We start from the raw sequence: 21,463 nt of genomic DNA, 5'->3' as shown, positions 1-21,463 counted from the left end.
TTACCAGCGATCACGGCCTCGGCCATGATCGTAATCCCGGCGGGGCCTGTGGTCGTAATAGCCGCCACGGGGCGGGTCGTAGCGGCGGTATTCAACCGCACGCACCGGGACGTAGCGCACCGCTTGATACTGTGGTTGATAACGTGGCTGATAACGCGGTTGTGGCCGGTATTCCTGATAGCGCGGGCGGTCATTGTCCCTGCTCGAGTGGCTGATCACAGTAGCCAATACCGCACCCACGGCTGCACCGGCGATAACGGGGACGATCACGTCGCGTTCATTGGCGGTAGCGGCCCCGGCGACGAGCAGGCTACCGGACAGAATCAGGACTTGGGTCATCTTCGAAAACATGGTGTCTCCTTTGGCGAAAATAAGTGGGTTCGCCATGGACGTATGAAACACCCGTTTCATGTAAGCGGAGGTCTGGATTCGGTAAAGGTTTGGTAAATCGCCTGCAAAGAACGTCAGTCGGTAATGACGCTTTTGATGCGACTGGTCAGCTCATCCATGGAGAACGGCTTGGTCAGCAAATGCATGCCGGGCTCCAGCTGTTCTTCCCAGCCCAGCGCGTTATGGGCATAGCCGGTGATGAACAGTATTTTCAGGTCAGGGCGCAGACTGCGTCCGGCGTCTGCTACCTGGCGGCCATTGATACCACCGGGCAGACCGACATCAGTGACCAGAAGGTCGATGTGCCGACTGGATTGGAGTACTTGCAGCCCGCTGGCGCCGTCCTCTGCTTCGATGGCGGTATAGCCCAGATCTTCCAGCACCTCGCGGATCAGCATGCGCACGGTGTGTTCGTCATCAATCACCAATACCGTTTCGCCACGTTCGGCCAGCGGCGGTGGCGTCAGGGCCAATGGCGTTTCGGAAGGCGCAGTCTCGCTCCGTGACCGTGGCAGGTACAAAGTCATGTTGGTGCCCACATTCATGATCGAATGGATGTGCACGCTACCGCCCGACTGCCGCACGAAGCCGTAGATCATCGACAGTCCAAGGCCGGTGCCTTCGCCCATGGGTTTAGTGGTGAAGAACGGGTCAAATGCATGGGCAATAACGTCGCTGCTCATGCCACTGCCGGTGTCGCAGACACTCAGGGTCAGATACTCGCCTACAGGCAAATCCCGTTCGGCGGCGGCCCTGGCCTGCAGAGTGCAATTGCCGGTGCGGATGGTCAGGGTGCCGCCCTCGGGCATGGCGTCGCGGGCATTGATGCACAGGTTGAGCAGGGCGTTTTCCAGTTGATTTGGATCGACCTGCGTCAGCCACAGATTAGCGTCGTTCTTGACTTGCACATTCACGGCGGGGCCGATCGTGCTGCGAATCAGCTCAAGCATGCTCGCGACCAAGCGATTGACGTCGGTTGCGATAGGTTCCAGGGTTTGGCGGCGCGAGAAGGCGAGTAATCGATGGGTCAGTGCCGCTGCCCGACGCGAGGCGCCTTGTGCCGCGTCGAGGTAGCGGTCTATTTCACCGACGCGATTCTGTGCGATCCGCCGCTTGATCATCTCCAGGCTGCCGGTGATTCCGGTCAGCAGGTTGTTGAAATCATGAGCCAGACCGCCCGTCAGTTGGCCGACGGCTTCCATTTTCTGACTCTGCCGCAGTTGCTGTTCGAGCAGACGCTGAGCCGTCATCTCGATGCCGACGCCTGTACGCCGAACCGGCTCGCCGGTATTACTGAAATACGTGTGGCCGCGAGAAAGCACCCAGCGGACTGACCCGTCGGGATGAACGATGCGGTATTCGAGTTCGAGGTCGCCGCTGTTGACCAACCCGCCTGCCATGGTCTTGCGCAGCGCGGCCAGGTCATCTGGGTGAACGTTGGCGAGAAAATCCTTGCGCTTGATGCCACTGGCGGCCTGCACCGGGCCAATGCCATACAACTCGCTGATGCCAGCGTCGCAGTAGAAACAGTCGCTGGACACTTCATAGGTCCAGACTCCAACCCCGCTGACCGCCGAAAGGGCAAGGCGGGCGAAATCCATGGAGTCATACAGCGCCGTCTCACCGGTCTCCTCGGCCGTCACATCTCGCGCTCCGGCCTCGGGAACTTGCATGAGCCGCAGAGTCGCCTGGCGCGCGTCTTCAACACTTGCGTAATGCCCGTCGCGCACCTGGGCTTCAAGCAGTGCGGAGAGTGCTAGGTCGAGGGCCAAGTCCTGAGGTGCCCGGTAGGACATGCGCAGTTCTCTGTACGGAGGAAAGTGAGCGAATCGGCGATTATCACACAAGCGAGGCAAAAAGCCGTGAATGGTGAGATGTCACTTTGATTGCGGTTCGGGTTGGACAGCAAGAAGCAGGGTGTGATCAGGTTGGATAGCGGGTTTGCTACACGCTCCAATCCAGCAGGAGCTCAGCATGACTTTTCGGATCACAGGCCTCTCCCCGGAGCCTTTCCAGACACTTTTTGGTTTATCCGACGACGCCTTGAAAGCGCTCGGCGTAAAGCGTTACCACGTCGATAAAAAACCAGGCTTCCCTGACCGCATCGAATTGCTGGACGCGGAAATTGGCGAGACGGTGCTTTTACTGAATCACGTCTGCCAGCCGGCCATGACCCCTTATCGCGCGACTCATGCGATTTTCATCCGCGAAGGGGCTAGCCAGACTTACGACGCTATCGATCAGGTGCCTGAGTCAATGCGCATCCGCCTGCTGTCGCTGAGGGGCTATGACGCGGAAGGGATGATGATCGAAGCTGACGTCGTGGAGGGCGTGGCGATAGAGCCGGTGATCGAGCAGATATTTGCCAATCCAGAGGTCAGTTACATCCATGTTCATAACGCGCGCAGAGGGTGTTATGCGGGGCGGGTTGATCGGGGATAGGCGCGGCTACGACGGGTTACGCAATATCTGTTGGAGCGAGGCTTGCCCGCGAACAAGGATGGCTCGGTGTATCTGATCCACCTTAATAACTGCTTCGCGGGCAAGCCTCGCTCCAACAACATCCCGGCACACAGTCTCAGATGTTCAACATTTTGTTTCGGCCAAACGCCATAATGCCGCGGTTGATAATGTCTGAGATCGAGCTCTGTGAATATTCGTAAACCCATCGACGGTCAGGCTGCGGTCATGATGACCGTGCTGTGTACCGTATGGGGTCTGCAGCAAGTCGCGATCAAGGCCGCTGCACCGGACATTGCGCCGATTTTCCAGATCGCCCTGCGCTCAGGCTTTGCGGCATTGATGGTCGGCGTGTTGCTGATGCTGCGCTGGCACCAGATGAAACGCAGCGGCACCTGGCAAGCCGGGATCATGGTCGGTGTGCTGTTTGCGCTGGAGTACCTCGCGGTGGGCGAAGGGCTGCGCTATACCTCGGCCGCGCACATGGTGATCTTCCTTTACACTGCACCGATATTTGTCGCCATCGGTCTGCATTTTCGGTTCCGCAGTGAACGGCTGACGTTGCTGCAATGGATCGGGATCCTCATCGCTTTCTCAGGTGTCGTGCTGGCGTTCTATGCCCCCGCAGCCCCCGGCGTATCAGTGCTGCATCAGCGGATTGGTGACGGGTTGGGTTTGCTGGCGGCTATTCTGTGGGCCGGTACGACCCTCACCATTCGCGGCTCCAGACTGTCCGACGCGCCCGCACCGCTGACACTGTTCTATCAGTTGGCCGGGGCCTTTGTGATCCTTGCGTTGATGGCTCTGGCCACCGGTCAAACGGGCATCAACCTGACCACCGTTGCGGTCAGCAGCCTGGCTTACCAGACCATCGGCGTCTCGTTCCTGAGTTTCCTCGTCTGGTTCTGGCTGCTGGGCCGCTATCTCGGTTCGCGCCTGGGTGTGCTGTCGTTCATGACGCCCTTGTTCGGCGTGGTGTTTGGTGTGTGGCTGCTGGATGAGACGCTGGAATCCTCCTTTGTGATCGGCTCGGCACTGGTTCTCGCCGGCATTCTGCTGGTGAGCGGGCACGATCTGTTAAGGCAGGTGTTACACAAGCGCGCCCTTGGCAGGCAGTAGGTTCTGCTCGATCCAGTCAGCGGCTGTGGTCATTTCAATACCGTGGGTGGCGTTGAATGTGCGGTTTTTATCCCAGGCGACGCCTTTACCCTGGGCAAACACCGCCCGGTATTTGCACAGTGAATCCTCCGGCGCTGCGGCAAGAGCGGCGTTCAACTGCGTGACTGTCCATTCCACGCGAGACAGCGTGCGACCAAGCTTTTCGTCGAGGATGTCCGCCAGTTGTCTATAGCTCAGCGTGTCCCCCGCGACGAACACCACCTGGTTGATCAGGCGGGGTTCGGCAAAGATTATCTGCGCCGTCAGCTTGCCGATGTCCTCTGGCGTGGTGACGGTGACCTGCGTGTCCCAGGTGCCCAAGGCGTGAACCGTATTTTTAGCCAGCTCGACCACCCCAAACGCGGGCTCGAAAAGGAAGCTGGTAAACATGCCGGTGGAAATGATCAACCATTCGGTTGTGCGCTGGGCCCGTAAAAGCTCGCGGACTTCGAGCTGCTCATCAAACAGGTCCTGCGGGCTGCCTTTACCGATTACGTCATAGTCCACGCCGAACTGCCACGGCACATAGCGCTTCACGCCTGCCTTGAGTGCCGCCTGAGTGAGCTTGAGTTGGGTGCCCGCGCCAGCAACGAAGCCAACGCAGCTGATAACTGTACCGAATTGCCGAAAATGTTCGGCGAGTGCCTCGATGGAATCGTTGATCACATCGGCCTGCAAGATATGGATGCCCAGCGTTCGGAGCTCTTCAAGGGCACGTTTTTTCGAACTGTTTTGAGTGGCGACAGCGGAGGGGCGCAGCAGCACGGTGATGCGAGCGTTTGTGCTGTCAGCACTCATTGCAGCCAGTTCGCGCAGGACTTGAGTGCCCAGCTCTCCGGCTCCCAATACGAGAATATTATCGGTTTTCACAGGTGTGGTCGGTTGCATGAATGTCCTCCGGATAGCCGCTCAATGGCGAGCGGTTGTTATCCTGTCACCATTGAGACGCGGCCATAAGTAGGCACACGAGTGATCCTGGGGGGCGAATGGACAACGAAGAAATCATCAGGCAATCGCAAGCGGCCTGCGAAGCGCTGAGTGCGCAAGACGACGGTTTGAAGCGAGAAGTGCTGACCCATGCGGGTAATCGCTGGTCACTGGGCATCGTTCACACGCTGGGTGTGGAAGGGCGGCTGAGGCATGCGGAAATCGCCAGGCGCATGAGCGGCGTGACGCAGCGGATGTTGACCCGCAGCCTGCGTCAGCTTGAAAGGGATGGTCTGGTTTTGCGTCGGGATCACAACGAAGTTCCGCCACGCGTCGACTACGAACTGTCTGAGCTTGGTCGCGGACTGCTGGTGCAGATGATTCCGCTCTGGATGTGGGTGGCGGGCAACGCAGAGGGTTTTCGCGAGGCTCGTGAGCGGTACGATGCGGCGGGTCTGGCGAAGTTGGAGTGAGTGTACAAATCGCGAAAATGGATCAAACGCGCCATCTGGTTCGACCAGGACGCTGTCGTGCCGTAAGCGGGAGATCTGTAGGAGCTGCCGAAGGCTGCGATTGCGGTGTGTCAGGCTTAGCGCTTTCGCAGCCTTCGGCAGCTCCTACAGGGGGAGCGGTGTGTACTGGCTTCGCGGTGAACCTGTAGGAGCCAACAAGTTGGCTCCTCAGAGGTCCTTCGTTTGCTACGTCAGGCCGGTTCGTACGGTGAGTAATCCACATAGCCTTTGGCATCGCCACCGTAGTAGGTGTCGCGATCCGGAGTGGTCAGTGGCCAGCCGTTTTTCAGGCGGGCGACGAGGTCCGGGTTGGCGATGAAGGGTTGGCCGAAGGCGGCAAGGTCAATCAAGCCGGCATCCACCAGGTCCTGAGCGCGCTCCAGCGTCATGTCGCCCGCGAGAATCAGTGCGGTGTTGCCCAGTTTGGCTTTGCATTCCTTGAGCAATTCGCGCAGCGCTTCTTCCTGTGCAGCGGAGCTTTCACCGGCCATGAAGAAGTGGGTCTGGTCCATGACGTGGACGTAGGCAATGCCGCGCTCATTCATGCCTGCGCAGAGCGCCGCGTAGGTTTCATCGATTTCAGGATAGATCGGCATATCGAACAACTGGCCGTACGGCGAGATACGAATGCCAACTTTGTCTTTACCGATTCTGGCGCTGACGGCATCAACCACTTCGAACACGAAACGCAAACGATCATCGAGGTTTTTTGCGCCGTAGCGATCAGTGCGATCGTTGACCTGCGGGTTCAGGAACTGCTCAAGCAGATAGCCATTCGCACCGTGAATTTCCACGCCGTCAAAACCTGCATCGATAGCGTTTACAGCCGCTTGAGCGAAGTCTCCAACGACTCGGCCAACTTCTTCAGTGGTCAGCGCTCGCGGGATGGACGTGTCAACGAAGCCCGGCTCGCCGTCCTCGGTGTAACCGAATGCCTTGCCACCTTGGGCTGGCTTGGTCGTGGAACTGACCGGGGCTTTGCCATCGACCTGAATAGAGGTGTGAGAAACCCGGCCGACATGCCAGAGCTGGGCGAACATCTTGCCGCCTACGCTGTGGACGGAGTCCGTTACCAGTTTCCAGCCCTTTATTTGCTCATCGCTGAAGATGCCGGGGTTGAACAGATAACCCTGGCCCTCACGAGAAATCGGCGTGCCTTCTGAAACAATAAGGCCCGCGGTGCCGCGTTGGGTGTAATGCAGCGCAATCTGTTCGGTAGCGATGTCTTCAGGCGCACGGGAGCGAGTCATCGGCGCCATGACGAAACGGTTATTCAGCGTCAGGCCGCTGAGGTCATAGGAGGCAAAAAGGTCAGTCATTAAACGAAGTCTCCATGGACAGAATCTGGTGCCAGCGAGAAGCCCGCGGTTACAGAGCATTCTCGGCAGATGAAAGTGACCCCCATGGTAGTTTGTTGCTAAAGCAGCCACAATTGAGCGAAAAAGCAAAAGACTATTGCTGTATTAGCAATTGGTGGTTTTACTGGATGGACGTGCCGCGAAACGATTTGCTGGACTCGCATTGGTCTGTAGGAGCTGCCTCGGTGTCCCTTAAACCACTCTGTCGCGAGGCAAACACGGGACCTGTAGGAGCGCGCTTGCCCGCGATAGCATCAGCGCAGTCGATATATTTATCGGCTGAGAAACCGAATCGCGGGCAATATGGATCGCTACCCCAGTCATTCCCGAAGAAAAGTATTAAAAATCAGATAGTTGTAGTTTTTTTATAGTCACTGCCTGAGTTTTCCCCATGCACCTAAAAGCCCACAGACTCTTCGCCATGGTCGCCGTCACCGGTAGTTTTTCCGCGACGGCGCGGCACTTTCAGGTGCCTGCTTCTTCGGTATCCCGCTTCATTGCGGCATTGGAGCGGGACGTGGGGCAGCAACTGCTCTATCGCAATACCCGCGCAGTGAAACTCACCGACGCAGGTGAGCGTTACTACGTGCAGATCCGTGAAGTTCTGGAGTTGCTGGACGCGGCTGACGAGGAGGTCAACGGCAAGGTCGGTGACATTCGCGGCCTGGTGCGGATCAATGCGCCGGTCGCCTTTGGTCATTTGCACATCGTAAAACTACTGAATGGCCTTTATGAAAAGTACCCCGAGCTGAGTGTCGAGTTGAACGTCACCGATGCGTTCATTGATCCCGTTCTGGAGGGCACCGACATCATCTTCCGGGTCGGGCAACTGCCGGATTCGGGCTTGATAGGCCGCAAAATTTGCGATCAGCGCTATTTGTTGTGTGCGAGCAGCGAATACCTGGAAAAGCACGGGCAACCGACCTCGCCGCAGGATCTTCGCAACCATGCCTGCCTCGTTTACAAAGGCGTGAGCGGCATACAGCGCTGGCATTTTCGCCATCCCGGGCATGATGCCGAAGAGGTCATTGACGTCGACGGGCCGTTACGAAGCAATAACGGCCAAGTGTTGATGGAGGCTGCGCTGGCGGGCAGGGGGATCGTGTTGTTTCCTTCATGGCTGTTCAATCAGGCGCACTTGCGAAGCAAGGAGCTGATCCAGCTATTGCCCGAGTGGGAGGGGGCTGTCGAGCCTTTGTCGAGCCAGATCCATCTGCTATCGCCTGAGAATCGCCTTCGCTCGCAGAAAGTGCGGGTTGTCTGGGACTATTTTTTGAATGCGATCGGTACACCACCTTATTGGGACAGAGTGGAGTAACCGGTGGTGCCATCATGTAGGAGAAAACAGCGCCACTAATGGCGAAAGGCTTACATCGCGTGCTGCTGATCGTCCATTTACCCCTGTGTCCTATAAGCGCAATCTAAACCCATCAACCGAAACGCAGGAAGCGCTTCGGAGGTAAAGGATGACCACCATGGCCCGGATGGCTACTGACAGGATGTTGGAATGGTATTGATGAAAAGTAACCCGCTTCGGCGGGTTTTTTCATGCCTGCGTTTTATGCTTGTCGGGCTGTAAACTGTTCACGCAATTGAGTAAGTGACCTTTTTACTTTCCAGACACGAGACCTTCATGGCAAACCAAGACATCACTTTCGTCCCGGACCCTGATTCGGACTCCATTTCTTCCGACGTCGCCGGTTTTGGCGGCTTGCTGGTATCCACGCAGATTCCGACCCATGCCGACGGCAGCCTGGAGCTGGGCGATATCACGCTGCAAAGCGAATGTACGTTGCAAGCGCTGAAAGTAGCGCTGGAAAAGGCTGGCAGCTCCATGGATCGGGTATTGCACCTGACCATTTACCTCACCGACATGGCCGACCGCGCCGCATTCAACGAAGTGTACAAACGCTTTTTTGCCAAGCCCTGGCCGGTGCGCGCCGCCGTTGGCGTGGCTGCGTTGGCAGTTGAAGGCATGCGTGTGGAAGTGACGGCAATGGCGGCTAAGGGGTGAAGTAAGGCGCAGCGATTCGAGTCGCCCGAACTACCTCCGTCCCGAATGAATTCGGCCCTGCAGGCTCGTCGTGAACCCGAGACCGCGCGCAAACCCGTGGGAGCGAATTCATTCGCGAAGAGGCCTGTACATTCGATGTATCTGTGTCATCAGGAATGCCGCCTTCCCGAATGAATTCGGTCCCGCAGGCTCATCGTGAACCCGAGACCGTGCGAAAACCCGTGGGAGCGAATTCATTCGCGAAGAGGCCTGTACATTCGATGTATCTGTGTCATCAGGAATGCCGCCTTCCCGAATGAATTCGGTCCCACAGGCTCGTCGTGAACCCGAGACCGCGCGAAAACCCGCGAATTCATTCGCGTAGAGGCCGGTACATTCGATGTATCTGTGTCATCAGGAATGCCGCCTTCCCGAATGAATTCGGTCCCACAGGCTCGTCGTGAACCCGAGACCGTGCGAAAACCCGTGGGAGCGAATTCATTCGCGAAGAGGCCGGTACATTCGATGTATCTGTGTCATCAGGAATGCCGCCTTCCCGAATGAATTCGGTCCCACACAGGCTCGTCGTGAACCCGAGACCGTGCGAAAACCCGTGGGAGCGAATTCATTCGCGAAGAGGCCGGTACATTCGATGTATCTGTGTCATCAGGAATGCCGCCTTCCCGAATGAATTCGGTCCCACAGGCTCATCGTGAACCCGAGACCGTGCGAAAACCCGTGGGAGCGAATTCATTCGCGAAGAGGCCGGTACATTCGATGTATCTGTGTCATCAGGAATGCCGCCTTCCCGAATGAATTCGGTCCCACAGGCTCGTCGTGAACCCGAGACCGCGCGAAAACCCGTGGGAGCGAATTCATTCGCGTAGAGGCCGGTACATTCGATGTATCTGTGTCATCAGGAATGCCGCCTTCCCGAATGAATTCGGTCCCGCAGGCTCATCGTGAACCCGAGACCGTGCGAAAACCCGTGGGAGCGAATTCATTCGCGAAGAGGCCGGTACATTCGATGTATCTGTGTCATCAGGATTGCCGCCTTCCCGAATGAATTCGGTCCCACAGGCTCGTCGTGAACCCGAGACCGTGCGCAAACCCGTGGGAGCGAATTCATTCGCGAAGAGGCCGGTACATTCGATGTATCTGTGTCATCAGGAATGCCGCCTTCCCGAATGAATTCGGTCCCACAGGCTCGTCGTGAACCCGAGACCGTGCGAAAACCCGTGGGAGCGAATTCATTCGCGAAGAGGCCGGTGCATTCGATGTATCTGTGTCATCAGGAATGCCGCCTTCCCGAATGAATTCGGTCCCACAGGCTCGTCGTGAACCCGAGACCGTGCGCAAACCCGTGGGAGCGAATTCATTCGCGAAGAGGCCGGTACATTCGATGTATCTGTGTCATCAGGAATGCCGCCTTCCCGAATGAATTCGGTCCCACAGGATTTAATTGTTACCTCTCCCTCAATCCAGATCCGTAGCGTCATGCCGCTCCGGCACTTGGGTCGCCTCATCGCCCCAGGTGCGGTTGACTCGGGTGCCCCGAACAACCGCAGGACGTTTGGCGATTTCATGCGCCCAGCGCTGCACGTGGGTGTATTCGTGCACCGCCAGAAATTCTGCCGCCGAGTACAGACCGCCCAGAATCACCTGGCCATACCACGACCAGACTGCGATATCGGCAATGGTGTACTCATCGCCCGCCAGATACTTACTTTCACTCAGGCGGCGATCCAGCACATCCAGTTGGCGCTTGGCCTCCATGGTGAAGCGGTTGATCGGGTATTCCATTTTCTCCGGCGCGTAGACGTAAAAATGTCCGAACCCACCGCCAAGGTACGGCGCTGCACCCATTTGCCAGAACAGCCAGTTCAGGGTTTCAGTGCGGCCTGCTGGATCGGTAGGCAGAAAGCGCCCGAACTTTTCGGCGAGATACAGCAGGATCGAACCCGACTCGAACACGCGAATAGGCGGCTCGGCGCTGTAGTCCACCAATGCTGGAATCTTCGAATTGGGGTTGATATCGACAAAACCGCTGGAGAACTGATCACCTTCATTGATGCGGATCAGCCAGGCATCGTATTCCGCTTCGGTATGCCCCAGCGCGAGCAGCTCTTCGAGCAAGATAGTCACTTTGATGCCATTGGGCGTCGCCAGTGAATAGAGCTGCAAAGGGTGCTTGCCCTTGGGCAGTGTCTTGTCGTGGGTCGGCCCGGCGACGGGCCGGTTGATGCTTGCGAACTGGCCACCCACTGCTTCGTTTTTCCATACCTTGGGCGGAACGTAAGGTGCGTTGCTCATGTGCGAATCTCCCGATCTATTCGATTCGAAAACGAGGCGCAGGCAGCCGCCACGTCAGTTCAGGTGGACTACCCTGCCAGCGCCGTGACGCGGAATCAATGCTGCCTGCCATTTGAATTCGAACAAACCCAATGACTCACGACGAAAGCCTAGCCCACCAGCGTGTCAATTCGCTCCGGCTGAATGCTGCACTGCCAGCGCCAGGCATCGGCCAGCATGCAGTCCAGTGAGCGACCGGCTCGCCAGTCCAGCTCATCAGCGGCTTTGCCCGGATCCGCCCAGCAACGCGCAATATCACCGGCACGGCGAGGCTCGTACGTCAGCGGCACGGCGACACCGCTGACACGTTCGAACGCCTTGACCACTTCCAGAACGGAATAACCCTGACCCGTGCCGAAATTCCAGACCCGCACGCCATGCAGCTGTCGTAACGCCTGCAATGCCTTCAGATGCCCCTCGGCAAGGTCCATCACATGCACATAATCGCGGACGCCGGTGCCATCCGGCGTTGCGTAATCATTGCCATAGACGCCCAGTGCTGCGCGTTCACCGCTGGCGACTTGAAGAAGATAAGGCAACAGATTATTCGGTGTGTTGGTCGGTGCTTCGCCAAGTTCCCCTGAACCATGGGCACCGATCGGATTGAAATAACGCAGCAGCCCAACCGACCAGCGGGGATCGGATGCGGCCATGCTGTTCATGACGTTTTCCGCCATCAGTTTCGATTGGCCGTATGGGTTCGAGGGCTGACCTGTGGCGCAGCTTTCATCAATAGGCATCACTGCACAGTCGCCATAGACCGTTGCGGATGAGCTGAATACCAGCGTAAACACTTCGGCGTCTGCCATGGCCTGACACAGCGTCACGCTGCCGCCCACATTCGTGTCGTAATACCGGAGCGGTTCCCGCACGCTTTCAGCGACCGCTTTCAAACCGGCGCAATGGATCACGGCATTGATGGTGTATTCGTTGAACAGCAGATCTAGCTGGCCTTTATTTCGAACGTCTCCAAAGATGAAGACAGGTCTTCGTCCCGATACTTTGGCAATCCGCTCCACGACCGAGCGTGAGCTATTGCAGAGGTTATCGAGAATCACGACGTCTTCGCCTTGCTCCATCAGTTCCAGCACTACGTGAGCACCGATATAGCCCGCACCGCCAGTCACCAGGATCATAGTTCGCCTCATTTATTCACTGTGTGAACGGCGACTACTTACCTGCCGAGCCTGTATTTCGGCTCACTGTCACAGGCGTGACGATGAGGTGTATGAAGTTATGGGCCCCAGGTGCCGCGGGAGTTCAAAGGCGTTTACTCACCGGTACCTGCTGTTCATCGGCTTTACGTGGGGGCGTGTTGAACGCTGCGGGAACGGCAGGCCTCCAAGTTATGAAGCGCGCAGAACGTGATCCTCAACCACCGAGTAGCGTTTTATTCAACAGACGAGTGTCTTCGAGGCCGCGATCAAGCTGGCTTCAGTCTCGGATCCATATTTCAAAAGGAATCCGACATGAATTTTCCAGAGCAGCCTGACGACGCCCTTTCGCTGGTGAAAATCGACACCCCATCACGTGCAATCAGTCTGGCCAGACCTACTTTGCTGTGCCTGTCTCATTTGCGCTGGGGGTTCGTTTATCAGCGACCGCAACACGTCATGTCGCGTTTGGCCAAGGATTACGATGTGTTGTTCTTTGAAGAGCCAATCTTCACGGACACACCTCAGCCGGCACTCGATATCTCGCAACCTGCAACGGGCATTACCGTCATCGTGCCCCTTTTTGCCCATTGCACCAGCGCTGCGCAAGCAGTGGAATGGCAACGCGAATTGCTTGACGGGTATCTGGCCGAACATTCGGGCAAAGACCTACTCTCGGCCAAAGAGCTACTGCTGTGGTATCTCACACCCATGAGCCTGTCATTCACCGACCACTTGAAAGCTCGCGTGACGATTTTTGACTGCATGGACGAGCTGTCGGCCTTCAAGGGCGCACCGTCTGATTTGCTGGAAAAAGAACGTCAGTTGATGGCCAGGGCCGATGTGGTGTTCACCGGCGGCTACAGCTTGTGGGAGGCGAAAAAACTTCAGCATGGCAACGCCCATCCCGTGCCCAGCAGCGTCGATATTGCACACTTCGCAGCGGCCCGTGACAGGCTTCCAGAACCCTCGGACCAGGCTGGCATTGGTTATCCCCGACTGGGATTCTTCGGCGTCATCGATGAGCGATTCGACATCGAACTGGTCAGCGAACTGGCTAGCCAACGACCTGACTGGCAGGTCGTGCTGATTGGTCCGGTGGTAAAAATCGACCCTGACTCACTGCCGCGCCAGCCCAATATTCACTATTTGGGGCCCAAGAGTTATGCCGAGCTACCGCTGTATCTGTCGGGATGGGACGTGGCGCTGATGCCATTCGCGATCAACGAATCGACGCGATTTATCAGCCCGACCAAAACGCCGGAATACCTGGCGGGCGGCTGCCCGGTAGTGTCCACGCCCATTCGCGACGTGATCAGCGGCTATGGCAATTCAGGTGTAGTCACCATCGCCGATTCGCCGCACGCATTCATTGCGGGAATTGAGGCTGCGCTGAAATCCAGGGCTGACGTCTCATTCAACCAACGCGCTGACGCAGTGCTGGATGGCATGTCGTGGGATAAAACCTGCGCCCTCATGAAGGAGCAGATCGAATGCCTACGATAACGATGGAGAACGCAAAAAAAGGCCCGTCGCAGGCAGGTGAGAAGCGCATTTACGATTATCTGATCGTCGGCGCAGGCTTTGCCGGATCGGTGATCGCCGAGCGTCTGGCGCAGGGCCTCGACAAGAATGTGCTGGTAGTCGACCGGCGCTCGCACATCGCCGGTAACGCCTATGACCACCTGGATGAAGCCGGAATCATGGTCCACCGCTATGGGCCGCATATCTTCCACACCAATGCGCAGCGCATCGTCGACTACCTGTCGCTGTTTACCGAATGGCGTCCTTATGAGCATCGGGTCCTGGCACAGGTGGACGAACATCTGTTGCCGGTCCCGATCAATCTGACCACGTTGAATACGCTGTATGGCCGCGCCATGGACGAGCACGAAGCCGAGGTTTTTCTGGCGGAGCGCGCAGAGCCTGTGGCGGATATTCGCACCTCTGAAGACGTCGTGATCAACCAGATCGGGCGTGAATTATACGAGAAGTTTTTTCAGGGCTACACCCGCAAGCAGTGGGGCCTGGATCCTTCAGAACTGGACAAGTCCGTCACTTCTCGCGTGCCCACGCGTACCAATAATGATGATCGGTATTTCACTGACGCGTTCCAGATGATGCCGCTGCATGGCTATACCCGCATGTTCGAAAACATGCTCGATGATCCGCGCATTGACGTGTTGCTCAATACTGACTTCACCGCAGCCCGGGATCAGGTCAGCTATCGGGAGATCATTTACTGCGGGCCGGTCGATGAGTATTTCGACTTCTGCTTTGGCCGGTTGCCGTATCGCTGCCTTGAGTTCAAACACGAGACGCTGTCTGTCGAACAGTTCCAGCCGGTGGCCGTCGTCAACTATCCCGATCAGAGCGTGCCCTACACACGAATCACCGAGTACAAACAGTTGACCGGCCAGACGCATCCGTTGAGCAGCATCAGCTACGAGTTTCCGTGTGCTGAAGGCGACCCGTACTACCCGATCCCGCGCCCGGAAAACGCAGAGTTGTACAAGCGCTACAGCGCGCTGGCGGATGAAACCGAGGGCGTCACTTTTCTGGGGCGGCTGGGTACTTACAAGTACTACAACATGGATCAGGTGGTGGGGCAGGCGCTGGCGCTCTATCAACGTATCGAAAAGGAGTCTAACGCGGCGCTTAGCCACGCAGTCGGGTCACTCTGATGTGCGGCCGGCAAGCGCTGCCATTGAGTTGTTTTCGCGGGTGGCTGTGATGACCTCCGCCCGGCTGTTCAACTCGTTTGTCATGGCCGGTTATGAGTGTTCCTCACACCGTCGCCGGGATGGGCGGCGGCTGGACATGCTCGCCGAAACCGGCCACGCCCGAAGTGTTGAAAAGGATTACGCGCAACTGGCGGCACTGGGAATTGCCTGCGCCCGCGACGGACTGCGCTGGCATCTGATCGAGCCCCGACCGGGCTACTACGACTGGAGCAGTTTTCTGCCGATGCTGCGCGCTGCGCGCGATTACAACGTGCAAGTGGTGTGGGATCTGTGTCATTACGGCTATCCCGACGGGCTTGATATCTGGAGGCCTGAATTCGTGGAGCGCTTCGCCCGGTTTTCAGGAGCGGTTGCCCAACTGATGAAAGACGAAGGCATGGACGTACCGTTTTTCTCGCCCATCAACGAACTCTCTTTCTGGAGCTGGGCGGGCGGTGACGTGGGTTATTTCAACCCTTGCACCCACGGGCGAGGGCAGGAGCTCAAACATCAATTGGTACGCGCCAGTATCGCGGCGATTGAGTCGATTCGTCAGCGCACGCCGGACGCGCGTTTTGTGCAGTGTGATCCATTGATCAATGTGGTGGCGGGATCAAGTCGAAGCGACGAGATCAATCAGGCCGAACAGTATCGATTGGCGCAGTTTGAAGGCTGGGATTTGTTGACGGGTCGTCAGTGGCCAGGCCTGGGTGGGCGAGAAGAATACCTGGACATCGTCGGGGTCAATTTCTACCCGCAAAACCAGTGGGTACTCAACGGCGGGAAAATCCTGCGCGGTGAGCCTGCCTATCGTCCATTCGCGGGCATGCTCAAGGAGGTGCAGCAGCGTTACCAGCGACCGTTATTAATTTCGGAGACCGGTGCCGAAGACGAGGAGCGTGTGCCTTGGCTCGACTACATCAGCACGCAAATCGCTTTGGCCCGGCAGCGAGGCGTGGAAGTGGAGGCGCTGTGCTGGTATCCGTTTCTGGACTATCCCGGCTGGGACGACGGTCGATACTGCCCGGCAGGCCTGTTTGGTTATGCGGACGGCGAGGGCAATCGGGCACCGCATCATCCTTTGTGCGTGCAGATCCAGGCGCTTTCGACTCGCCATGATCAATAGCCGAATACGGGAACGCCCGCTGCCTGATACTCCAGTGCCTTTTCTCTGGCGTTACGTCCGGGTACGGCCCTGGCACTTCGGCACCATGCTGGTTCTGGTTGTGGGGGCAGCGAGTTGTGCGGTTGCCGTGCAATACGGCATGAAACTGCTGGTGGACGCCATGGCCATAGAGGATCGCGCGGCAGGTCATGTGTGGTTCCCGTTTGTGTTGTTTATTGCGCTCATCGTGCTGGAGAACCTGTTCTGGCGGGCAGGTGGCTGGCTCGGATGTCGAACCGTGGTTGGCAGTTGCGCGGATTTGCGCATCGACTTGTTCAGCCATTTGACGGGGCATCCGATGCGCTACTTTTCCCAGCACTTTGCGGGGGCGCTGGCTAACCGGATTTCATCGGCGGGCGCGGCAGCCGGTTCCATCTACGGCGGGCTGGCGTGGAAAATCATCCCTCCGTGTGTCGATTTTCTCGGCGCGGTCATCGTGCTGTGTACGGTGCGACTGTCCATGGCGCTGGTTTTGATCGCTTGCGTAATCGCGGTCGCCGCCTTGATCACGTTGATTGGTATAAACGGCCGGGCCAAGCACATTGCCTTTGCTTCGCAGTCAGCGCGGGTGGGTGGCGAGATCGTCGACCTCGTGTCCAACGTGTGGAGCATCAAAGCTTTTTCTGCCCGTGAGCGGGAGCGTTTAAGGCTGGAAAAAGCCATAGGTGTCGAAGCGAAGGCCCAAAGCCGCAGCTGGATTTATCTGGAAAAAGCCCGCGTGTTGCATGACGTCTGCCTGTCGGTGATGGCCGGGGGCATGCTCGGTTGGGCCATAGACTTGTGGGTCGACGGTCTGGTGACAGCGGGTGATGTGGTGATGGTCAGCGCATTGACCTTTCGCATCCTTCACGGCTCGCGGGATCTGGCCCTGGCTCTGGTGGATACCTCCCAACAAATGGGCGTGATCGCTGAGACGCTCAGCATTATTGCCCAGCCCCATGGCTTGAGCGATACCCACGAAGAACTGGCTCCGACGCGTGGCAATATTCGCTTCATCGACGTGAGCTACAGCTACCCGGACGGGCGTTCGGTGTTCAAGCATTTCTTTCTGGAGATACCGGCGGGGCAAAGCGTCGGCATTGTTGGCGTGTCGGGTGCAGGTAAATCGACCCTGATCAGTCTGTTGCAACGCCTGGACGACGTGCGCAGCGGCATCATCCTGATCGACGACCGCGACATCCGCTCGGTCAGTCAGGATAGCCTGCGCCGACAGATATCAGTGGTCCCCCAGGAGACCGCCCTGTTCAATCGCAGCATCTATGAGAACATTGCTTACAGCCAACCCAAGGCTACTGAGCAACAGGTGATCGATGCGGCGCGGCAAGCCTATTGCGAAGATTTCATCAACGCGCTGCCCAGTGGCTACGGTACGCAAGTGGGCGAGCGCGGCGTGATGTTGTCAGGCGGCCAGCGGCAACGGCTTGGCCTGGCACGGGCGTTTCTACGCAACTCTCCGATCCTGATTCTGGACGAGGCTACGTCTGCGCTGGACTCGGAATCCGAGAAGGTTATCCAGATGGCGCTGGCTAATCTGATGCGCGGGCGCACGGTGCTGGCCATCGCCCACCGATTATCGACCATTGCCAGCTTTGACCGGGTTCTGGTGCTGCAGAGTGGTCGTGTGGTGCAGGACGGTTCGCCGAATGAGCTGCGCAGTCAGGGCGGGATATTTCGAACGCTTTGGCAGACGCAAAGCATGAATGCCCCGGAGGAGTGAATGCGTTCGATGCTCAACGTTTTCACCGTGTTCCGCAGCCAAACTTGCGGTGGGTAAAAAAGTTGAGGTGACTGAGTACCAAAGCAAACTAGAACCCGATGAAATGCGTGCTGACAGCCTCACGCTCGAAGGCAGGATTATCGTGCTGGATTGATTCGGTCGGCTTTCTGTTATCAAGCAGCGGGCGATCAGGGTAATCAGATAGCGCCGCTCCAGGTAGGAGGCAACTTGTTGGCGAGAGGCTTTACGCGTTGGTTCAGGCCTGACGCCTCGCGAACAAGTTCGCTCCTACCGTTTGGCGCCGCGCAAGGGTGCAGGGCGATCAGATAGCGCCGCTCCAGGTAGGAGGCAACTTGTTGGCGAGAGGCTTTACGCGTTGGTTCAGGCCTGACGCCTCGCGAACAAGTTCGCTCCTACCGGTTTGGCGCCGTGCCAGGGTGCAGGGCAATTTCTACCCGCTACCGGGCAAACCTCCTCGCACCCACCACACAAATAATCACCGCAACCGTTACCCCGAGCATCCCCGCGCTGACCTGTTCATGCAGCAACGTCGCCGCCAGCGCCAGCCCGAAAAACGGTTGTAGCAATTGCAGTTGCCCAACTGCAGCGATCCCGCCTTGTGCGAGGCCGCGGTACCAGAACACGAAACCGATCAGCATGCTGAACAGCGATACGTAGCCCAGACTCAGCCAGGCGGGCGGGCTGATACTCGAAAACGACGGTGGACTCAGCAAAACGCTGAGCACCGCCATGAACGGCAGCGACAGCACCAACGCCCAACTGATCACCTGCCAGCCACCCAGTGTTCTGGAGAGTCTGGCCCCTTCGGCATAACCCAGGCCGCAGACCAGAATCGCCAATAGCATCAGGACATCGCCGGTGGCCGAGGCCTTCAGGCCCTGAGAGAGGGCGAAGCCGACCACCGTCAGGCTGCCCAGCACCGAGAATAACCAGAAGGCTGCACGGGGCCGTTCGCCTCCGCGCAGCACGCCGAATATTGCCGTGGCCAGTGGTAATAAGCCGAGGAAGACGATGGAGTGCGCTGACGTCACGTGCTGCAACGCCAGCGCGGTCAATAGTGGAAAGCCGACGACGACGCCAATGGCGACGATCAATAAAGACAGTAATTGGTGGCGTGCCGGACGCTGCTCTTTGAACAGCAACAACACGCACAGCGCAAGCACGCCTGCCAGGGTTGCCCGGGCGACGGTCAAAAACACCGGGTCGAATTCCAGGACTGCAACCCGAGTAGCAGGCAGCGAGCCACTGAAAATCACGACGCCGATAAAGCCGTTGATCCAGCCTCGGGTGGCATTTTCCATTGGAACGATTTTTGGGGCAGATGCTTGTTCCATGCGGGCCACTCTCAAGTCGGGTTGCGTAAAGGCATCCTAGGACCGAGTATCAGTACAATCAAAAAATTGTCATGGATACAGTTCGACATGCCACACGCCCGCTACAAATCACTGGTGGATGCGTTCGCCGCGGATATTCGTTCGGGGCGCTTGCCGCCGGGAACGCGCTTACCCACACACCGAACCCTGGCCACGGCTGAGGGGTTGGCGCTGGCTACGGCGTCCAGGGTCTATGCCGAGCTGGAGGCCATGGGACTGGTGAGTGGGGAAGCAGGGCGGGGCACGTTCGTTCGGGAGACCTCATTGCCGGCGGGGCATGGCATTGATCAGCCTGACGTCGCAACCGGCGTTATCGACCTCAATTTCAACTATCCGTCATTGCCGGGGCAGGCCGAGCTGTTGCGCACTGCGCTGCGCCAGTTGGCATTGTCCGGTGATCTGGAATCGCTGTTGCGCTACCAGCCTCATGCCGGGCGAAGCCATGAGCGGGCGTCCGTGGCGCGTCATCTACGCAGTCGTGGGCTGACCGTCGAGGCCGGTCAGGTGTTGTTGGTCAATGGCGCTCAGCATGGTTTGACGGTGGCGATGATGGCGCTGTTCAAACCCGGTGATGTGGTGGCGGCTGATGCGTTGACCTATCCTGGTTTCAAGGTGTTGGCTGAGTCCCTGAGCCTGGAAGTTTTGCCTGTTCCTGTGACGGATTCAGGGCCTGATCTGGATGCACTGGAGGAACTCTGCCGACGCAGAACAGTGCGGGGGGTCTACAGCATGCCGACCTTGCATAACCCCATGGGCTGGGTGATGGGTATCGAGCAGCGCGAGCGGCTGGTGCAGATTGCGCGACAACATGCGCTGTCTATCATCGAAGACGCGGCTTACGCTTTTCTTGCGCCCAATCCGCCACCGCCTTTGGCGCACCTGGCTCCGGAGCGCACAGTGTATGTTTCCGGCCTGTCGAAGAGCGTCGCCACCGGGCTGCGGTTTGGATTCATTGCTGCCCCGGCCTCCCGCGTCAGTGCGCTCGAACGCGCGATCAGAGCCACAAGCTGGAACACTGCCGGGGTGATGACGGCGATTGCTACCGGCTGGCTGGATGACGGCAGTGTCAGCAGGCTGGAGGCGCAAAAGCGTGCGGATGCCAAAGCCAGACAATTGCTGGCGGATGAGCTGTTGGGGGGAGTGAATTGCGTTCGTCATCCCTCTTCCTATTTCACCTGGCTGCCATTGGCCGAAGATGCACGAGCGGATCAGGTTGCGGCGGCGCTGATGCGCGAGAACATTTCGGTGTCCACTGCCGAGCCTTTCGCGGTGTCCGTACACGTGCCGCATGCGATCCGCCTGGCACTCGGCTCTGTAGACATGCCCACGCTACGTACTGCACTGAAAACGGTGAACCGTGTCGTTGGGGCTTATTCCTGAGTTGTGGACAACTTCAGCAGGCGCTGCAGTTGTTCATGTTCCCAGATACTCAGCAGCTTGACCGGGTCGGTGCCGTAGCGCTGCCAACTGTCTGCGGTCCCGTGACTGCCTTCGGGTGACCGGCAGGCCTGGCAATGGCTCAGCTTGTTCTCCTCACTGACCAGTGTGAGCTGCCAGCCATCCACCTCGATTTCGATTTGCCCTTTTCGGCTTTTCACCGCGTGCAACGTTCGCGTTTCGAGGGCGATGTCTTTCAGGAGTTGATAGACGTCGCGGGCCGTCAGATCGGTAGTGCTTTTTACCATACAGATATTCTCTTGTTGAAACCGATGCGGCACTGCCTGAACATGCCCGCAGCAATCCGGGAAGATTACTTTACAGGCGAGGCGCGGTGGATGATCGATTTCAATAACAAAGGCTTCTTCAAACTCAAGCAGAACGATGAATACGCCGAGCGTGTGACGGCGCTTTTGCTGGAAGGTGAGCAGGTCATTGATTCATACAAGTCCATGCGCGACGGCGTGGTGTTTACCAACAAGCGCATCATCGCCGTCAACGTGCAAGGTCTGACCGGCAGCAAGAAAGACTTCACCTCATTGCCGTATAAAAATATCGTCGCGTATTCCATCGAAACCTCCGGCACCTTCGACCTGGACTCGGAGCTGGAAATCTACTTTTCCGCACTGGGCAAAGTGAAGTTCGAGTTCACCGGGAAGACTTCCATGGTCGAGATTTCCAGGCTGATATCCAGGCATCTGTTGGGGTAGTTTCAACTGATAG

19 protein-coding genes are annotated in these 21,463 nt (G+C 57.8%); 11 read left to right on the top strand and 8 right to left on the bottom strand.

Translation table 11 applies throughout. From position 1 onward, the window contains the following. Together K3169_RS24695 and K3169_RS24690 are read right to left on the bottom strand one after the other, a co-directional pair. Positions 1-351 (bottom strand): hypothetical protein, encoded by a 351-nt coding sequence (locus tag K3169_RS24695; RefSeq protein ID WP_231670424.1) that lies wholly within the window; start codon positions 349-351, stop codon positions 1-3. Between the two features lie 113 nt (positions 352-464). After that, entirely contained in the window at positions 465-2,186 is a 1,722-nt protein-coding gene (locus K3169_RS24690; protein ID WP_263268460.1) for a PAS domain-containing hybrid sensor histidine kinase/response regulator, read from the bottom strand. A gap of 178 nt (positions 2,187-2,364) precedes the next feature. Between K3169_RS24690 and K3169_RS24685 the strand changes: the two genes are divergently transcribed. Together K3169_RS24685 and K3169_RS24680 are read left to right on the top strand one after the other, a co-directional pair. After that, a complete protein-coding gene (locus K3169_RS24685; RefSeq protein WP_027899666.1) occupies positions 2,365-2,832 on the top strand; it encodes a DUF1203 domain-containing protein in 468 nt (155 codons plus the stop codon). A gap of 207 nt (positions 2,833-3,039) precedes the next feature. Continuing rightward, a complete protein-coding gene (locus tag K3169_RS24680) occupies positions 3,040-3,969 on the top strand; it encodes a DMT family transporter (protein ID WP_231675284.1) in 930 nt (309 codons plus the stop codon). Here the strand turns inward: K3169_RS24680 and K3169_RS24675 are convergent. Further along, the gene (locus tag K3169_RS24675) at positions 3,940-4,896 is read right to left on the bottom strand and encodes an aromatic alcohol reductase (protein ID WP_263268458.1); all 957 of its coding nucleotides are present in this window, start codon (positions 4,894-4,896) and stop codon (positions 3,940-3,942) included. The genes K3169_RS24680 and K3169_RS24675 overlap by 30 nt on opposite strands. 98 nt (positions 4,897-4,994) lie before the next feature. Between K3169_RS24675 and K3169_RS24670 the strand changes: the two genes are divergently transcribed. Beyond that, positions 4,995-5,408, top strand: a complete 414-nt coding sequence (locus K3169_RS24670) for a winged helix-turn-helix transcriptional regulator (RefSeq protein WP_263268456.1) — start codon at positions 4,995-4,997, stop codon at positions 5,406-5,408. 230 nt (positions 5,409-5,638) lie between these two features. On the opposite strand, the gene K3169_RS24665 is transcribed toward K3169_RS24670, so the two are convergent. Further along, entirely contained in the window at positions 5,639-6,766 is a 1,128-nt protein-coding gene (locus tag K3169_RS24665; RefSeq protein WP_263268455.1) for an alkene reductase, read from the bottom strand. A 430-nt stretch (positions 6,767-7,196) separates the two neighbouring features. On the opposite strand from K3169_RS24665, the gene K3169_RS24660 reads away from it, so the two are divergent. After that, complete coding sequence (locus K3169_RS24660; RefSeq protein ID WP_263268454.1) at positions 7,197-8,123, top strand: LysR family transcriptional regulator; 927 nt, start codon at positions 7,197-7,199, stop codon at positions 8,121-8,123. Positions 8,124-8,438: 315 nt separating this feature from the next. Beyond that, on the top strand, positions 8,439-8,819 hold the full coding sequence (locus K3169_RS24655; RefSeq protein WP_087274197.1) for a RidA family protein: 381 nt from the start codon (positions 8,439-8,441) through the stop codon (positions 8,817-8,819). Between the two features lie 1,455 nt (positions 8,820-10,274). Here the strand turns inward: K3169_RS24655 and yghU are convergent. Together yghU and galE are read right to left on the bottom strand one after the other, a co-directional pair. Then, positions 10,275-11,111, bottom strand: coding sequence for a glutathione-dependent disulfide-bond oxidoreductase (gene yghU / locus K3169_RS24650; RefSeq protein ID WP_263268452.1), 837 nt, complete (start codon positions 11,109-11,111; stop codon positions 10,275-10,277). A 149-nt stretch (positions 11,112-11,260) separates the two neighbouring features. Beyond that, positions 11,261-12,286, bottom strand: coding sequence for a UDP-glucose 4-epimerase GalE (galE, locus tag K3169_RS24645; RefSeq protein ID WP_263268450.1), 1,026 nt, complete (start codon positions 12,284-12,286; stop codon positions 11,261-11,263). 333 nt (positions 12,287-12,619) lie between these two features. Here galE and K3169_RS24640 point away from each other — a divergent pair, with 333 nt between their 5' ends. The 4 genes from K3169_RS24640 to K3169_RS24625 are packed head-to-tail and all read left to right on the top strand — an operon-like array spanning position 12,620 to position 17,909. Further along, the gene (locus K3169_RS24640) at positions 12,620-13,810 is read left to right on the top strand and encodes a glycosyltransferase family 1 protein (RefSeq protein WP_263268448.1); all 1,191 of its coding nucleotides are present in this window, start codon (positions 12,620-12,622) and stop codon (positions 13,808-13,810) included. Continuing rightward, the gene (gene glf, locus K3169_RS24635; RefSeq protein WP_263268446.1) at positions 13,798-14,988 is read left to right on the top strand and encodes a UDP-galactopyranose mutase; all 1,191 of its coding nucleotides are present in this window, start codon (positions 13,798-13,800) and stop codon (positions 14,986-14,988) included. The genes K3169_RS24640 and glf overlap by 13 nt, the downstream gene beginning before the upstream one ends. A gap of 49 nt (positions 14,989-15,037) precedes the next feature. Next, a complete protein-coding gene (locus K3169_RS24630; RefSeq protein ID WP_263268444.1) occupies positions 15,038-16,153 on the top strand; it encodes a beta-glucosidase in 1,116 nt (371 codons plus the stop codon). Then, complete coding sequence (locus tag K3169_RS24625) at positions 16,143-17,909, top strand: ABC transporter ATP-binding protein (RefSeq protein WP_263268442.1); 1,767 nt, start codon at positions 16,143-16,145, stop codon at positions 17,907-17,909. The genes K3169_RS24630 and K3169_RS24625 overlap by 11 nt, the downstream gene beginning before the upstream one ends. A 458-nt stretch (positions 17,910-18,367) precedes the next feature. Here K3169_RS24625 and K3169_RS24620 read toward each other — a convergent pair whose 3' ends face one another. After that, positions 18,368-19,264 carry a DMT family transporter gene (locus tag K3169_RS24620; RefSeq protein WP_231675294.1) on the bottom strand — a complete coding sequence of 299 codons (897 nt, stop codon included), beginning with the start codon at positions 19,262-19,264 and terminating at the stop codon, positions 18,368-18,370. Between the two features lie 87 nt (positions 19,265-19,351). On the opposite strand from K3169_RS24620, the gene K3169_RS24615 reads away from it, so the two are divergent. Further along, on the top strand, positions 19,352-20,683 hold the full coding sequence (locus K3169_RS24615; protein ID WP_263268439.1) for a PLP-dependent aminotransferase family protein: 1,332 nt from the start codon (positions 19,352-19,354) through the stop codon (positions 20,681-20,683). Here the strand turns inward: K3169_RS24615 and K3169_RS24610 are convergent. Further along, the gene (locus K3169_RS24610) at positions 20,674-20,988 is read right to left on the bottom strand and encodes a hypothetical protein (protein WP_263268438.1); all 315 of its coding nucleotides are present in this window, start codon (positions 20,986-20,988) and stop codon (positions 20,674-20,676) included. The genes K3169_RS24615 and K3169_RS24610 overlap by 10 nt on opposite strands. A gap of 90 nt (positions 20,989-21,078) precedes the next feature. Between K3169_RS24610 and K3169_RS24605 the strand changes: the two genes are divergently transcribed. Further along, positions 21,079-21,450: a PH domain-containing protein gene (locus tag K3169_RS24605; RefSeq protein WP_027899651.1), complete on the top strand. Its 372-nt coding sequence runs from the start codon at positions 21,079-21,081 to the stop codon at positions 21,448-21,450. Positions 21,451-21,463 lie beyond the last annotated feature (13 nt).

Origin of the sequence: Pseudomonas phytophila (genome assembly GCF_025643095.1) — a bacterium.
Taxonomy (GTDB): domain Bacteria; phylum Pseudomonadota; class Gammaproteobacteria; order Pseudomonadales; family Pseudomonadaceae; genus Aquipseudomonas; species Aquipseudomonas quasicaspiana.
The sequence above is the reverse complement of the archived record's forward strand: the minus strand, read 5'-3'. Positions and strand labels throughout refer to the sequence as shown.

Bases quoted from the DNA above. Each gene is read 5' to 3' on its own strand.
- K3169_RS24695 (WP_231670424.1), bottom strand. From the start codon at position 351: ATGTTTTCGAAGATGACCCAAGTCCTGATTCTGTCCGGTAGCCTGCTC.
- K3169_RS24690 (WP_263268460.1), bottom strand. From the start codon at position 2,186: ATGTCCTACCGGGCACCTCAGGACTTGGCCCTCGACCTAGCACTCTCC.
- K3169_RS24685 (WP_027899666.1), top strand. From the start codon at position 2,365: ATGACTTTTCGGATCACAGGCCTCTCCCCGGAGCCTTTCCAGACACTT.
- K3169_RS24675 (WP_263268458.1), bottom strand. From the start codon at position 4,896: ATGCAACCGACCACACCTGTGAAAACCGATAATATTCTCGTATTGGGA.
- K3169_RS24670 (WP_263268456.1), top strand. From the start codon at position 4,995: ATGGACAACGAAGAAATCATCAGGCAATCGCAAGCGGCCTGCGAAGCG.
- K3169_RS24665 (WP_263268455.1), bottom strand. From the start codon at position 6,766: ATGACTGACCTTTTTGCCTCCTATGACCTCAGCGGCCTGACGCTGAAT.
- K3169_RS24660 (WP_263268454.1), top strand. From the start codon at position 7,197: ATGCACCTAAAAGCCCACAGACTCTTCGCCATGGTCGCCGTCACCGGT.
- K3169_RS24655 (WP_087274197.1), top strand. From the start codon at position 8,439: ATGGCAAACCAAGACATCACTTTCGTCCCGGACCCTGATTCGGACTCC.
- yghU (WP_263268452.1), bottom strand. From the start codon at position 11,111: ATGAGCAACGCACCTTACGTTCCGCCCAAGGTATGGAAAAACGAAGCA.
- galE (WP_263268450.1), bottom strand. From the start codon at position 12,286: ATGATCCTGGTGACTGGCGGTGCGGGCTATATCGGTGCTCACGTAGTG.
- K3169_RS24640 (WP_263268448.1), top strand. From the start codon at position 12,620: ATGAATTTTCCAGAGCAGCCTGACGACGCCCTTTCGCTGGTGAAAATC.
- glf (WP_263268446.1), top strand. From the start codon at position 13,798: ATGCCTACGATAACGATGGAGAACGCAAAAAAAGGCCCGTCGCAGGCA.
- K3169_RS24630 (WP_263268444.1), top strand. From the start codon at position 15,038: ATGACCTCCGCCCGGCTGTTCAACTCGTTTGTCATGGCCGGTTATGAG.
- K3169_RS24625 (WP_263268442.1), top strand. From the start codon at position 16,143: ATGATCAATAGCCGAATACGGGAACGCCCGCTGCCTGATACTCCAGTG.
- K3169_RS24620 (WP_231675294.1), bottom strand. From the start codon at position 19,264: ATGGAACAAGCATCTGCCCCAAAAATCGTTCCAATGGAAAATGCCACC.
- K3169_RS24615 (WP_263268439.1), top strand. From the start codon at position 19,352: ATGCCACACGCCCGCTACAAATCACTGGTGGATGCGTTCGCCGCGGAT.
- K3169_RS24610 (WP_263268438.1), bottom strand. From the start codon at position 20,988: ATGGTAAAAAGCACTACCGATCTGACGGCCCGCGACGTCTATCAACTC.
- K3169_RS24605 (WP_027899651.1), top strand. From the start codon at position 21,079: ATGATCGATTTCAATAACAAAGGCTTCTTCAAACTCAAGCAGAACGAT.